Origin of the sequence: Gallibacterium anatis DSM 16844 = F 149 (assembly GCF_000379785.1) — a bacterium.
Lineage (GTDB): Bacteria > Pseudomonadota > Gammaproteobacteria > Enterobacterales > Pasteurellaceae > Gallibacterium > Gallibacterium anatis.
On the sequence record NZ_KB903688.1, the window covers coordinates 1 to 12,511 of the forward strand.

A 12,511-nucleotide genomic window follows, 5' to 3' on the forward strand; every position below is an offset into this window, starting at 1 on the left:
TCAAAATCGATGGCTTTCGCGACTTTACGGACAAGGTGGTCTTTTGGAACGAGTTGTTCGAGACTTATCATCTCGATTTCATATTGGAGTGAGGGTGTATTTTTGAGCATAGGCATTTCCTTTTTTCGATATGCCTATTAGATCAAACCTCTAGAGGTATGTCTAGAGGTTTGTCAGCAGTCTGAGGAAACAGATTATCCCCTGTTTCCTCTTTATTTTACTTATTCAATAATTATGCGTTACAGAATGTTTTCAAATTCCTCGAATACCTGTTGTGGCCATACGCTGGACTGCACTTCACCGATATGTTTTTTGTGCAATAAGAACATTACCATACGGGATTGACCGATACCGCCACCAATGGTTTGTGGCAATTTGCCATTAATTAAATCTTGGTGCCAAGAGAATTTTAAACGATCTTCATCGCCGGTAATCGCTAACTGACGGCGTAATGCGGCTTCATCTACACGAATGCCCATTGAAGAGAGTTCAAATGCAGTGCCTAATTCTTCATTCCACACTAAAATATCGCCGTTTAATCCCTTGTAATCACCTTCTGATACGGTTGTCCAGTCATCATAATCCGGCGCACGCACATCGTGCGGTTTACCATCAGACAATTTTCCCCCGATACCGATTAAAAAGACTGCGCCGTACTCTTTGCAAATCGCATTTTCACGTTGTTTATCTGTCATCCCCGGATAACGCTGCACGAGATCTTCAGTATGAACAAAAGTGATCTCTTTTGGTAAAGTGGTAGCAATATGGAAATGTTTTTCTACTAAAGCTTCGGTTTCACGGATCGCACGATAAATTGAACGGACAGTATCTTTTAAGTAATCCAATGTACGTAATCCTTCCGGAATAACGCGCTCCCAGTCCCATTGATCAACATAAACAGAGTGAGTACGATCCAAAGAATCTTCATCCGGGCGCAATGCTTTCATATGCACAAACAGCCCTTCACCCGGTTTAAAATCAAAACGGCCTAAGGTATGGCGTTTCCATTTCGCTAAAGAGTGGACAACCTCAAACACTTCACCTTCAATCTGTTTTACTTTAACCTGCACCGCTTTCTCTTTTCCGGAAAGGTTATCCTGAATACCGTTTCCCACTTGGCTGAGAATCGGTCCTTGTACCTCAACCAAGCCTAAATGTTCTGCTAATTTTTCAGTAAAAGTGTTTTTAACAAAGCTAATTTCTTGTTGTTGTAAAATAAATGATTTTTTCATAATAAATGCTCTTTCTTCTTTTGATTCCATACACACATAATGCAAAGCATCACGTTTGAATGACGTGTATTATTCAATAAATAACAAATTTCGCAAAAACATTATTGTATTTGAGATAATTTAATTAGAATTTATTTAAAAAAGTAAGATTTTTTTAGATTTTTTCTAAATTAGAGCTTTTCGGCGTGATGAATAAGGACAAATCGCTCCCACAATTCATCCTGAGATTCTCGATGAGCCGGATCAGGAATAATACAACTGCTGATCGGGCACACTTTTTGACAGGTTGGTGTTTCATAATGCCCTACACATTCTGTACATAGCGCCGGATCAATCACATAAATCTCTTCACCAACAGAAATTGCATTGTTAGGGCACTCCGGTTCACACATATCACAGTTTGTGCATTTATCCGTAATTAATAATGCCATAAATTCGACACTCTCTCCCTTTCACTTTCGTTTAAAAAACGGTTATTGTACACTGTTCGTCCATATTTTTATAACCGCTTTTTAAGCGATTTATTTTATTCACAAAAATAAATCAAACATTAATCAAATAATTTTGATCTAACCCACGCTTTTATCACAATGAGCTGCTATAATAATCGCATTATTTGAATTCAGAAATCACTCCTATTTAACTTTATAAGAGGGCTTAAAATGTCAGTAATTAAAATGACCGATCTCGATCTTGCAGGTAAACGTGTTCTTATCCGTGCGGATTTAAATGTTCCTGTTAAAGATGGCAAAATCACCTCTGATGCACGTATTAAAGCATCATTACCGACAATTAAATCAGCATTGGAACAAGGTGCGAAGGTGATGGTAACTTCTCACTTTGGTCGTCCTACCGAAGGTGAATACAATGCTGAATTTTCATTACAACCGGTTGTTGACTATTTGAACAATCTTTTAGATGTTCCTGTTCGTTTGGCAAAAGATTACCTTGATGGTGTTGAAGTTGCTCCAAATGAATTGGTTGTATTGGAAAATGTGCGCTTCAACAAAGGTGAAAAGAAAGATGCTGACGATTTAGCACAAAAATATGCAGCACTCTGTGATGTATTTGTAATGGATGCTTTCGGTACTGCACATCGCGCACAAGCTTCTACTCACGGTGTTGCAAAATTTGCCCCTGTTGCTTGTGCCGGTCCGTTGCTTTCCAATGAATTGGATGCTTTAGGTAAAGCATTGAAAAATCCACAACGTCCGATGGTAGCAATTGTTGGTGGTTCTAAAGTTTCCACTAAATTAACCGTTTTAGATTCTCTTTCAAAAATTGCAGACCAACTTGTTGTCGGTGGCGGTATTTCTAATACCTTTATCGCAGCACAAGGCAATAATGTCGGCTTATCACTTTATGAAAAAGACTTAATTCCTGAAGCGCAACGTTTAATGGCAAGCTGCAATATCCCTGTTGCGACTGATGTTCGCGTTGGTAAAGAGTTCTCTGAAACTGCAACTGCGACTGTAAAACCAGCAACAGAAGTGCAAGATGATGAAGAAATTCTAGATTTAGGTGATGAATCTGCACAACAACTTGCAGAAATCATTCGTAATGCAAAAACCATCCTTTGGAATGGTCCTGTCGGCGTATTTGAATTCCCTAACTTCCGAAAAGGAACTGAAATCGTAGCACGTGCTATTGCCGAAAGTGATGCCTTCTCCATTGCGGGCGGTGGCGATACTTTGGCTGCGATTGATATGTTCGGTATTGCCGATCAAATCTCTTATATTTCCACCGGTGGCGGTGCTTTTCTTGAATTTGTTGAAGGTAAAGTGTTACCGGCTGTAGAAATTCTTGAACAAAGAGCAAAAGGTTAATTATCGTTTTTTAGAAGGGGGAATATCCCCCTTCTTCTTCACTAAAAATAGGAAAATACTATGTCTAAAATTTTTGATTTCGTAAAACCTGGTGTATTAACTGGTGATGAAGTACAAAAAGTCTTTGCTTTCGCCAAAGAAAATAACTTTGCTATTCCTGCAGTAAACTGTGTTAACTCCGATTCTGTAAACGCAGTTTTGGAAACTGCTGCACGCGTTAAAGCACCGGTCATTATTCAATTTTCTAACGGTGGCGCTTCATTCTATGCCGGTAAAGGCATCAAATTAGCTGAAGGTCAACGTGCTGATGTGCTTGGTGCTATCGCCGGTGCAAAACACGTTCACGCATTAGCTGAACATTATGGTGTTCCAGTTATCCTACATACCGACCACGCAGCGAAAAAATTGCTTCCGTGGATTGACGGCTTACTTGAAGCCGGTGAAAAACATTTCGCTGAAACAGGTAAACCTTTATTCTCTTCTCATATGCTAGACCTTTCAGAAGAACCATTAGAAGAAAATATCGAAATCTGCAAAAAATATCTTGCGCGTATGGATAAAATCGGAATGACTCTTGAAATGGAACTCGGTATTACCGGCGGTGAAGAAGATGGTGTTGATAATTCAGATCGTGACCCTATGGATCTTTATTCTAAACCAGAAGAAATTGATTTAGTTTACACAGAATTATCAAAAATCAGTTCACGTTTTACCGTTGCGGCAGCATTTGGTAACGTACACGGTGTATACAAACCGGGTAATGTAAAATTAACTCCGGTCATCTTGAAAAAAGGTCAGGACTATATCAAAGCTAAACACGGTTTAAGCACAGATAAGCCGGTTTCTTATGTATTCCACGGTGGTTCAGGTTCAAGCCACGCTGAAATTCAAGAAGCAGTTTCTTACGGCGTAGTTAAAATGAATATCGACACAGATACTCAATGGGCAACTTGGCACGGTATTTTAGAATATTACAAGAAAAATGAAGCTTATTTACAAGGTCAATTAGGTAACCCTGAAGGTCCTGATGCACCAAACAAAAAATTCTATGACCCACGTGTTTGGTTACGTAAAGGCGAAGAGTCAATGTCAAAACGCTTAGAACAAGCATTTGATGACTTAAATTGCCGCGACGTACTATAAGTTTATAAGCTATAAATAATAACGTTATATATATTCCTCAACCTAAATTTTGCCCCTGATTTTCAGGGGCATTTTTTCTTAAACGTATGAGCCACTCAAAAACAACATTAAAGCGGATCACATTTACTTTTCTATTAATGGCATTTTTAACCGGTATCGGTTCAGCATTTCAATTACCGGTAATGAGCCTCTTTTTAGCAAAAGAAGTGCACGTCTCCCCTTTTGCGGTAGGCTGCTTTTTTGCAGTAAATGCTTTTGTCGGTATTATTCTTGGACAAATTATCGGCTATTTTTCAGATCGCCTAAAAGACAGACGTTTACTTATTTTTGGTTGCAGTTTAATGGCTGCCGTCGGATATGTCATTTTTGCATTCAGTCGTAACTATTGGGTGTTGCTTACATTAGCAGTAACACTTTTTGGATTAGGTTCTGCCTCTAATCCACAGATTTTCGCCTTTGCCCGTGAATACGCCAACCGCAAACAACGACAAGCAATTATGTTTATGACAATAATGCGTGCGCAAATTTCTCTCGCTTGGATTATCGGGCCACCTCTCGCTTTTTGGCTAGCAATTAATAAAGGTTTCACTTTTTTATTTTTAATTGGTGCCATAGTATTTTTGTTAAGTGCTTGTTGCGGACGTTTTTTCCTGCCAAAAATCCGCCATAAAGAAAAAAACATTACAAAAACAGCAAGTTCTCAATCTCCTCAGGAAAATCGAACCGCTATTATTTATCTTTCCGCAGTGTTGGTTATTATTTTTAGCTGTAATAGTATGTATTTGATTAATATGCCACTTTATCTTACTAATCAATTACATTTGCCTGAAAATTTAGCAGGAATTTTAATGGGAACTGCCGCCGGATTAGAAATACCCATTATGCTACTTGCAGGATGGCTAAATAAATATATCGCTAAAAAACGTTTAATGACGATAGCGATTTTATGCGGTGTAATTTTCTATCCATCACTTTTAGTTGTTACTTCTGACTGGGGATTATTGTTATTGCAATGCTTAAACGCCGGCTTAATCGGCATTGTTGCAACAATAGGAATGGCTTATTTTCAGGATTTAATGCCGACTAAACTCGGTACAGCAACAACATTATTTACTAACAGTGCCAAAAGTAGTTGGATTTTAGGCGGCCCATTAGCAGGCGCTATCGGTGGGATTTATAGTTATTACGACACTTTTTATTTTTGTTCCGCACTTATCCTTATCGCATTATTCTGTTTATATAAAGTACGAAATGCCTAAAAAAAGAGGTTGCTCCTGGCAACCTCATAATTTTTATTTATCTGTAAATCGTTCAATTCTTGCGCCTAACGCTCTCAATTTTTCTTCAATATGTTCATAACCACGATCAATGTGATAAATTCGATCAACGATGGTTTCTCCCTGTGCAATACAACCGGCAATCACTAAACTTGCCGATGCTCGCAAATCTGTCGCCATAACTTCAGCACCGGATAAATGATCTACACCGTGACATATTGCTGTATTCCCTTCGATCTCAGCTTTAGCACCCATCCGAATCAGCTCCGGAATATGCATAAAACGATTTTCAAAAATCGTTTCCGTAATAATCCCTGTTCCGTTCGCCACCATATTTAATAAGGTGAACTGAGCTTGCATATCAGTTGGGAATCCCGGATGTGGGGCTGTTCTGATATTAACTGCTTTAGGGCGCTGCCCTAACATATCCAACGTGATACTGTTTTCCGTTACATCAACTTGAGCACCTGCTTCACGTAATTTTTCAATGACCACTTCCAAAGTATCCGCACGAGCTCCCAAACATTCAACTCTACCACCGGATACCGCTGCTGCCACCAAGAATGTTCCGGTTTCAATACGATCAGGTATGACCGTATGTTCACAACCAGCAAGGCGATCCACACCTTCAATTGTAATCATATCCGTACCGGCACCTTGAATATTAGCCCCCATCTTATTCAAAAATTCAGCTGTATCAACAATTTCAGGTTCTCTGGCTGCATTTTCAATGACTGTTTTTCCTTTTGCCAAAACAGCTGCGGTCATAATAGAAATGGTGGCGCCGACACTGACTTTATCGATAACAATTCTTGCACCTTGTAAACGAGCAGGAACAAACGATTTCACATAACCGTCTTCAAGCAAAATTTTTGCACCCAATTTTTCTAATCCGGAAATATGAAGATCAACCGGCCGTGCCCCAATGGAACAACCGCCCGGCAAAGAGACTTGCCCTTGATTAAAACGTGCTGTTAATGGTGCCAATGCCCAAATAGATGCTCTCATCGTTTTAACTAGTTCATATGGAGCAACAAAATTACTCACATTACTCGCATCAATACAAATAGTCTGTTCGCCACACCAATCAGCTTTAATACCTAACTTACGCAAAATCTGTAAAGTAGTTTCTATATCACGTAGCCGAGGTACATTATGCAGCGTAACAGGTTCTTCCGCTAAAATAGAGGCAAATAAAATTGGTAATGCTGCATTTTTAGCACCTGAAATTTTCACCGTACCTTTCAGACAAGCTCGCCCGTGTACACGAAACTTTTCCATAATAAATCCTATCTACAAATAAAAAATATAATCGACAATATAAGCTACAATTATATACATTTCTGCCTATAATTGCTGAATCAATGACTAATTAGTTTTTAACAGATGCCAATATTTTTCATAAATATCGATCGCATCGCCAACATCTTCCTGAAAAACACCTTTTTCAATCTGCTCCTGTGGAGGAAATAGTGTTAGATCATTAACATCCGTAGGTTCCAATAAGGCTTTTACGCCTTCATTAGGCATAGAAAAACCCATTGTTTCAATCACTTCTTTAGCACTTTCTGGACGCAACATAAAATCAATAAATTTATAAGCCGCCTCTTTATGTTCCGCATTTTTCGGAATGGCATAATTATCCATCCAAATAATGACCCCTTCTCGTGGATAAATAAATTGAATATCAGGATTTTCTTTATGTGCACGGAAAGCTGATCCGTTCCAAATCATTCCTAATGAAACCTCCCCTTGCACATAAGGTACATCAGGAGAATCAGAATTAAACGACTGTACATTTGGTATTAATTTCTGCAATAAATGGTAAGCGGATTCAATTTCTTTATCTTCTGTCGTATTTGGAGAAAATCCTTTTAATAACAAAGCAATATGAAAAACTTCTCTAGAATCTGCCGTTAATAGGATCTTCCCTTTGTATTTTGAATTCCACAAATCAGCCCAACTTGTCACCGCTTTCGGATCAATTTCGGCACTATTTATGCCTATTCCGGTTAACCCATAAACATAAGGTAATGAATATTGATTTTCTGGATCAAAATTTTTATTCAATAAGCTCGACGTTATCTGCGCAAAATTAACTAACTTTGTCTTATCTAATTTTGCTAACATCCCCTCTTTAGCCATTTTTTCAATGTAATAACTAGACGGGAAAATAAGATCATACCCCCCTCCATTAGTTAATTTCATTTTCGAGTACATTTCTTCATTACTCTCAAAAGTTGAATAAACAACCTCAATACCTGTTTTTTTAGTAAACTGCTGTAATAGAGAATTAGGGATGTATTCAGTCCAGTTATAAATATAAAGCTTTTCGGCGAATATCGAAGAGCTAAAGAGGATAAGTGAAGAAATTAAGGTTGTTTTCAATAACTTAGAAAAAGATAAAAATTTCAATTTTTAGGTTCTCCAAAGTTTGAGGGAGGTTAGTGAATATATGATTAAATATATTTCGACATGAATTAGAAGAAACAATATAAAACCAGATATAAAAAAACTGCATCTAAAAAGATGCAGTTTTTTAATCAATCTAAATTGAATTATTCTGCCGCTACTGCTGCTTCTTCAGCAACTTGACGATCTACTAATTCAATATACGCCATAGGTGCATTATCACCAGGGCGGAATCCACATTTCAAGATACGAGTATAACCACCCGCACGTTGAGCAAAACGTGGACCTAATTCATTAAACAATTTAGCAACAACTGCGTTGTCGCGAACACGAGCAAAAGCTAAACGGCGGTTTGCAACGCTGTCAACTTTAGCTAAAGTAATTAACGGCTCAACTACACGACGTAATTCTTTTGCTTTTGGCAATGTAGTCTTGATGATCTCATGACTAACTAAAGAACTTGCCATATTACGAAACATCGCTTGGCGATGACTGCTATTACGGTTTAGTTGACGACCACTCTTACGATGGCGCATGACCTTATCCTTCTCAGAAAAATCTTTAACCTATGACCAAACTAGTCTTCAGCAATACTTGCTGGTGGCCAATTCTCAAGGCGCATACCTAGTGATAGCCCACGTGAAGCCAATACATCCTTAATTTCAGTAAGAGATTTCTTACCAAGATTAGGAGTTTTAAGTAATTCAACTTCTGTACGTTGAACTAAATCACCGATATAGTGAATTGTTTCTGCTTTCAAACAGTTAGCAGAACGAACAGTCAACTCTAAGTCATCCACTGGACGAAGTAGAATCGGATCAAATTCCGGTTTTTCTTCTTTGACTTCTGGTTGACGAACATCACGCAAATCAACGAATGCATCAAGCTGTTCTGCTAAAATAGTTGCTGCACGACGAATCGCCTCTTCTGGATCTAATGTTCCATTAGTTTCCATCTCAATAACTAACTTATCTAAGTCAGTACGCTGTTCAACACGTGCTGCTTCAACATTATAAGCAATACGATCGACAGGGCTATAACATGCATCTACCAACAAACGACCGATAGGACGTTCTTCATCGTGTGTGCGTGAAGATGCTGGAACATATCCTCTTCCACGCTGTACACGAATGCGCATATTAATAGAGGCATTTTCATCTGTCAAATGACAAATGATATGATCTGGATTAACGATTTCAACATCACCATCATGAGTGATGTCCGCGGCAACAACAGGGCCAATTCCAGATTTTGTTAGTGTCAGAAATACGTCATCTTTATTCTGCACTTTAACCGCTAGACCTTTTAAGTTTAAAAGAACCTCAAGAATATCTTCCTGAACACCTTCTTTACTACTGTACTCATGCAATACACCGTCAATCTCTACTTCAGTCACTGCACAACCAGGCATAGATGACAAAAGAATGCGACGTAAAGCATTACCCAATGTGTGGCCAAAGCCTCGTTCTAACGGCTCCAAGGTCACTTTAGCATGAGTAGGGCTAATTTGCTCAATATCAACTAAGTGTGGCTTTAAAAATTCTGTAACAGAACCCTGCATTTTATCCTCTCTTTGCTGTTAAGCTCTATTATTTAGAATAAAGCTCAACGATCAGATGTTCGTTAATGTCTGCTGATAAATCAGAACGTTCCGGAACACGTTTGAAAACACCTTCCATTTTAGCAGCATCGACTTCTAACCAAGTTGGTTTTTCTTTTTGTTCTGCTAATTCTAATGATGCTTTAATACGTGCTTGCTTTTTAGATTTTTCACGTACTGCGATAACATCATCAACAGAAACTTGGAAAGAAGGAATATTCACTACACGTCCATTAACAATAATAGCCTTGTGGCTAACTAATTGACGAGCTTCTGCACGTGTTGCTGCAAATCCCATACGATATACAACGTTATCTAAACGTCCTTCTAATAACACTAATAAGTTTTCACCAGTGTTACCTTTCAAACGGTTAGCTTCTTTGTAATAGTTACGGAACTGACGTTCTAAAATTCCGTACATACGACGAACTTTTTGTTTCTCACGTAATTGACTACCATAGTCAGATAAACGTGGCTTACGTGCACCGTGTTGACCAGGTGCAGTATCAATTTTACATTTAGACTCAATCGCACGAACACCGGACTTCAAAAATAAGTCTGTGCCCTCACGACGGCTTAGTTTGAGCTTAGGCCCCAAATATCTTGCCATTTTCTTTCTCCAACTATCCTAATACGTCTTACACACGACGTTTTTTCGGTGGACGACAACCGTTATGAGGAATCGGAGTCACATCAGTAATATTAGTGATGCGGAATCCTGCTGCATTTAATGCACGGATTGTTGACTCACGACCAGGACCAGGTCCTTTTACCATAACTTCCAAGTTCTTTAAGCCGAATTCTTTAACCATTTCGGCACAACGTTCTGCAGCAACCTGTGCCGCAAACGGAGTAGATTTACGAGAACCACGGAAACCTGATCCGCCCGCAGTAGCCCAAGCTAGAGCGTTTCCTTGGCGATCAGTGATTGTAACAATAGTATTGTTGAAAGAAGCATGAATATGAGCCACGCCATCTACAACTTGTTTTTTTACACGCTTACGCGCACGAACTGGTGTTTTAGCCATTATCATTTACCCCGATTATTTCTTGATCGGTTTGCGTGGTCCCTTACGGGTACGCGCGTTAGTTTTAGTACGTTGACCACGTACCGGTAAGCTACGACGATGACGTAAACCACGGTAGCATCCTAAGTCTAAAAGACGTTTGATGTTTAGTGTTACCTCACGGCGTAAATCACCTTCAACAGTAAATTTACCAACTTCGTCACGCAGTTTATCAATCTGCTCTTCAGACAATTCGCTGATCTTAACGCTTCCTGCAATACCCACTGCATCACAAATATGTTGAGCACGGGTTTTACCGATACCATAGATTGCTGTTAAAGCAATTACAGCGTGTTTATGATCAGGAATGTTAATGCCTGCAATACGGGCCACTATGCACTCCTATTATTTAACTAATCTGGTATGTTGATCTGAAAAGCCCGTTTCAGGATACTCAAACAACATACCAATACACTATACAAAAGAGTTGAGCAGTATACCCACTCAACCGATTCTTTTCAAGAAAAATATATCAATTAACCTTGACGTTGTTTATGTTTAGGATCGCTGCAAAGCACGCGAACTACGCCTTCACGTTTAACAATCTTACAGTTACGACATAATTTCTTTACGGACGCACGAACTTTCATTGCTTATCCTTTTTCTAAATTAAAGACAATCTTATTGTCTTGACCCTTTAAGGTTTGCTTTTTTCAACACCGATTCATATTGACTTGACATCAAATGACTTTGAACCTGAGCGATGAAATCCATAATTACTACTACGACAATCAATAAGGATGTTCCACCAAAGTAAAACTGAACATTCCAAGCTGATGTCATAATATACGGAACTAAACACACAAAAGTAACATAAAGACCGCCGATCAAAGCCAAACGAGTCATTATCTTATCAATATAACGTGATGTTTGTTCCCCCGGTCTAATCCCTGGCAAAAATGCACCAGATTTTTTCAAATTATCTGCTGTATCTCTTGGATTATATTGCATTGCAGAATAGAAGAAGCTGAAAAATATAATCGCAACCGCATATAAAATCAAATATAAAGGTTGTCCCGGATGTAATAACATTGATAAGTCATTCAACCAATCCAACCCTTGCCCTTGACCAAACCATTGTGTAATTGTAGCAGGGAATAAAATAATACTTGAAGCAAAGATAGCTGGAATAACACCCGCCATATTCACTTTAAGTGGTAAATGAGAACTTTGTGCTGCTAACATATGGCGACCTTGTTGACGCTTAGCATAATTAACAACAAGTCTTCTTTGCCCACGTTCTACAAATACAACAAAATAAGTTACTGCAAATACAACAACAGCAATCAATAAGAGAACCAACAGATGCATCTGACCTTGACGCGCTTGTTCAATTGTATGCGCAATTGCTGATGGTAATCCCGCAACAATCCCAGCAAAGATAATTAAAGAAATACCGTTGCCGACACCTCTTTCTGTAATTTGTTCACCTAACCACATCAAGAACATTGTTCCAGTTACTAAACTAATTACAGCAGTAAAATAAAATCCGAATCCTAAGTTTGGCACTAGTCCAGGAAGCATATTAGGTAATCCAGTTGAAATACCTATTGCCTGAATGGTTGCTAATGCTAATGTAGAATAACGAGTATATTTACTGATCTTACGGCGACCGGCTTCGCCCTCTTTCTTCAATTCTGCTAATGCAGGATAAACAGACGTCAATAGCTGAATAATGATCGATGCCGAAATATAAGGCATGATCCCTAAAGCAAATACTGATGCACGGCTTAAGGCACCACCGGAGAACATATTAAACATATCTACGATTGTGCCTTTTTGTTGTTCAATAACTTGAGCCAATACAGCAGAGTCAATGCCAGGAACCGGGATGAAAGAACCGATACGGAAAACAATTAACGCTCCTAAAACGAATAGTAAGCGACGCTTTAATTCACTCGTACCGCTCTGAGTACTTCTATTTTGATACCCCGGTTGTTTAGCCATCTGTTAA

At 38.8% G+C, this 12,511-nt stretch carries 14 protein-coding genes; 3 read left to right on the forward strand and 11 right to left on the reverse strand.

Going from position 1 to position 12,511, the window contains the following annotated elements:
- Positions 1 to 239 precede the first annotated feature (239 nt).
- Positions 240 to 1,232, reverse strand: a complete 993-nt coding sequence (gene asnA / locus A3EO_RS0104735) for an aspartate--ammonia ligase (protein WP_013745932.1) — start codon at positions 1,230 to 1,232, stop codon at positions 240 to 242.
- Between the two features lie 170 nt (positions 1,233 to 1,402).
- Positions 1,403 to 1,663: a YfhL family 4Fe-4S dicluster ferredoxin gene (locus A3EO_RS0104740; protein WP_013745933.1), complete on the reverse strand. Its 261-nt coding sequence runs from the start codon at positions 1,661 to 1,663 to the stop codon at positions 1,403 to 1,405.
- A gap of 231 nt (positions 1,664 to 1,894) precedes the next feature.
- On the opposite strand from A3EO_RS0104740, the gene pgk reads away from it, so the two are divergent.
- The 3 genes from pgk (at position 1,895) to A3EO_RS0104755 (ending at position 5,460) form a co-directional block, all read left to right on the forward strand.
- Entirely contained in the window at positions 1,895 to 3,058 is a 1,164-nt protein-coding gene (gene pgk / locus A3EO_RS0104745) for a phosphoglycerate kinase (protein WP_018346233.1), read from the forward strand.
- 60 nt (positions 3,059 to 3,118) lie between these two features.
- Positions 3,119 to 4,201 carry a class II fructose-bisphosphate aldolase gene (fbaA, locus tag A3EO_RS0104750; protein WP_013745935.1) on the forward strand — a complete coding sequence of 361 codons (1,083 nt, stop codon included), beginning with the start codon at positions 3,119 to 3,121 and terminating at the stop codon, positions 4,199 to 4,201.
- A gap of 86 nt (positions 4,202 to 4,287) precedes the next feature.
- Positions 4,288 to 5,460: a sugar efflux transporter gene (locus A3EO_RS0104755; RefSeq protein ID WP_018346234.1), complete on the forward strand. Its 1,173-nt coding sequence runs from the start codon at positions 4,288 to 4,290 to the stop codon at positions 5,458 to 5,460.
- Positions 5,461 to 5,493: 33 nt separating this feature from the next.
- Here the strand turns inward: A3EO_RS0104755 and murA are convergent, their stop codons facing one another.
- The 9 genes from murA to secY form a co-directional block, all read right to left on the reverse strand.
- Complete coding sequence (murA, locus tag A3EO_RS0104760) at positions 5,494 to 6,759, reverse strand: UDP-N-acetylglucosamine 1-carboxyvinyltransferase (RefSeq protein ID WP_018346235.1); 1,266 nt, start codon at positions 6,757 to 6,759, stop codon at positions 5,494 to 5,496.
- An 87-nt stretch (positions 6,760 to 6,846) separates the two neighbouring features.
- Positions 6,847 to 7,893 carry an extracellular solute-binding protein gene (locus tag A3EO_RS0104765; protein ID WP_018346236.1) on the reverse strand — a complete coding sequence of 349 codons (1,047 nt, stop codon included), beginning with the start codon at positions 7,891 to 7,893 and terminating at the stop codon, positions 6,847 to 6,849.
- Between the two features lie 143 nt (positions 7,894 to 8,036).
- Positions 8,037 to 8,426, reverse strand: coding sequence for a 50S ribosomal protein L17 (gene rplQ, locus A3EO_RS0104770; RefSeq protein WP_013745939.1), 390 nt, complete (start codon positions 8,424 to 8,426; stop codon positions 8,037 to 8,039).
- Positions 8,427 to 8,467: 41 nt separating this feature from the next.
- A complete protein-coding gene (locus tag A3EO_RS0104775) occupies positions 8,468 to 9,451 on the reverse strand; it encodes a DNA-directed RNA polymerase subunit alpha (protein ID WP_018346237.1) in 984 nt (327 codons plus the stop codon).
- Between the two features lie 28 nt (positions 9,452 to 9,479).
- The gene (rpsD, locus tag A3EO_RS0104780) at positions 9,480 to 10,100 is read right to left on the reverse strand and encodes a 30S ribosomal protein S4 (RefSeq protein WP_013745941.1); all 621 of its coding nucleotides are present in this window, start codon (positions 10,098 to 10,100) and stop codon (positions 9,480 to 9,482) included.
- Between the two features lie 28 nt (positions 10,101 to 10,128).
- Entirely contained in the window at positions 10,129 to 10,518 is a 390-nt protein-coding gene (gene rpsK / locus A3EO_RS0104785) for a 30S ribosomal protein S11 (RefSeq protein ID WP_012072238.1), read from the reverse strand.
- A gap of 15 nt (positions 10,519 to 10,533) precedes the next feature.
- The gene (gene rpsM, locus A3EO_RS0104790) at positions 10,534 to 10,890 is read right to left on the reverse strand and encodes a 30S ribosomal protein S13 (protein ID WP_013745942.1); all 357 of its coding nucleotides are present in this window, start codon (positions 10,888 to 10,890) and stop codon (positions 10,534 to 10,536) included.
- A 143-nt stretch (positions 10,891 to 11,033) separates the two neighbouring features.
- A complete protein-coding gene (gene rpmJ, locus A3EO_RS0104795; protein ID WP_005548767.1) occupies positions 11,034 to 11,147 on the reverse strand; it encodes a 50S ribosomal protein L36 in 114 nt (37 codons plus the stop codon).
- Positions 11,148 to 11,178: 31 nt separating this feature from the next.
- Positions 11,179 to 12,504 carry a preprotein translocase subunit SecY gene (gene secY / locus A3EO_RS0104800; RefSeq protein ID WP_013745943.1) on the reverse strand — a complete coding sequence of 442 codons (1,326 nt, stop codon included), beginning with the start codon at positions 12,502 to 12,504 and terminating at the stop codon, positions 11,179 to 11,181.
- Positions 12,505 to 12,511 lie beyond the last annotated feature (7 nt).

Coding starts and splice junctions, on each gene's coding strand:
- asnA (WP_013745932.1), bottom strand. CDS start 1,232: ATGAAAAAATCATTTATTTTACAACAACAAGAAATTAGCTTTGTTAAA.
- A3EO_RS0104740 (WP_013745933.1), bottom strand. CDS start 1,663: ATGGCATTATTAATTACGGATAAATGCACAAACTGTGATATGTGTGAA.
- pgk (WP_018346233.1), top strand. CDS start 1,895: ATGTCAGTAATTAAAATGACCGATCTCGATCTTGCAGGTAAACGTGTT.
- fbaA (WP_013745935.1), top strand. CDS start 3,119: ATGTCTAAAATTTTTGATTTCGTAAAACCTGGTGTATTAACTGGTGAT.
- A3EO_RS0104755 (WP_018346234.1), top strand. CDS start 4,288: ATGAGCCACTCAAAAACAACATTAAAGCGGATCACATTTACTTTTCTA.
- murA (WP_018346235.1), bottom strand. CDS start 6,759: ATGGAAAAGTTTCGTGTACACGGGCGAGCTTGTCTGAAAGGTACGGTG.
- rplQ (WP_013745939.1), bottom strand. CDS start 8,426: ATGCGCCATCGTAAGAGTGGTCGTCAACTAAACCGTAATAGCAGTCAT.
- A3EO_RS0104775 (WP_018346237.1), bottom strand. CDS start 9,451: ATGCAGGGTTCTGTTACAGAATTTTTAAAGCCACACTTAGTTGATATT.
- rpsD (WP_013745941.1), bottom strand. CDS start 10,100: ATGGCAAGATATTTGGGGCCTAAGCTCAAACTAAGCCGTCGTGAGGGC.
- rpsK (WP_012072238.1), bottom strand. CDS start 10,518: ATGGCTAAAACACCAGTTCGTGCGCGTAAGCGTGTAAAAAAACAAGTT.
- rpmJ (WP_005548767.1), bottom strand. CDS start 11,147: ATGAAAGTTCGTGCGTCCGTAAAGAAATTATGTCGTAACTGTAAGATT.
- secY (WP_013745943.1), bottom strand. CDS start 12,504: ATGGCTAAACAACCGGGGTATCAAAATAGAAGTACTCAGAGCGGTACG.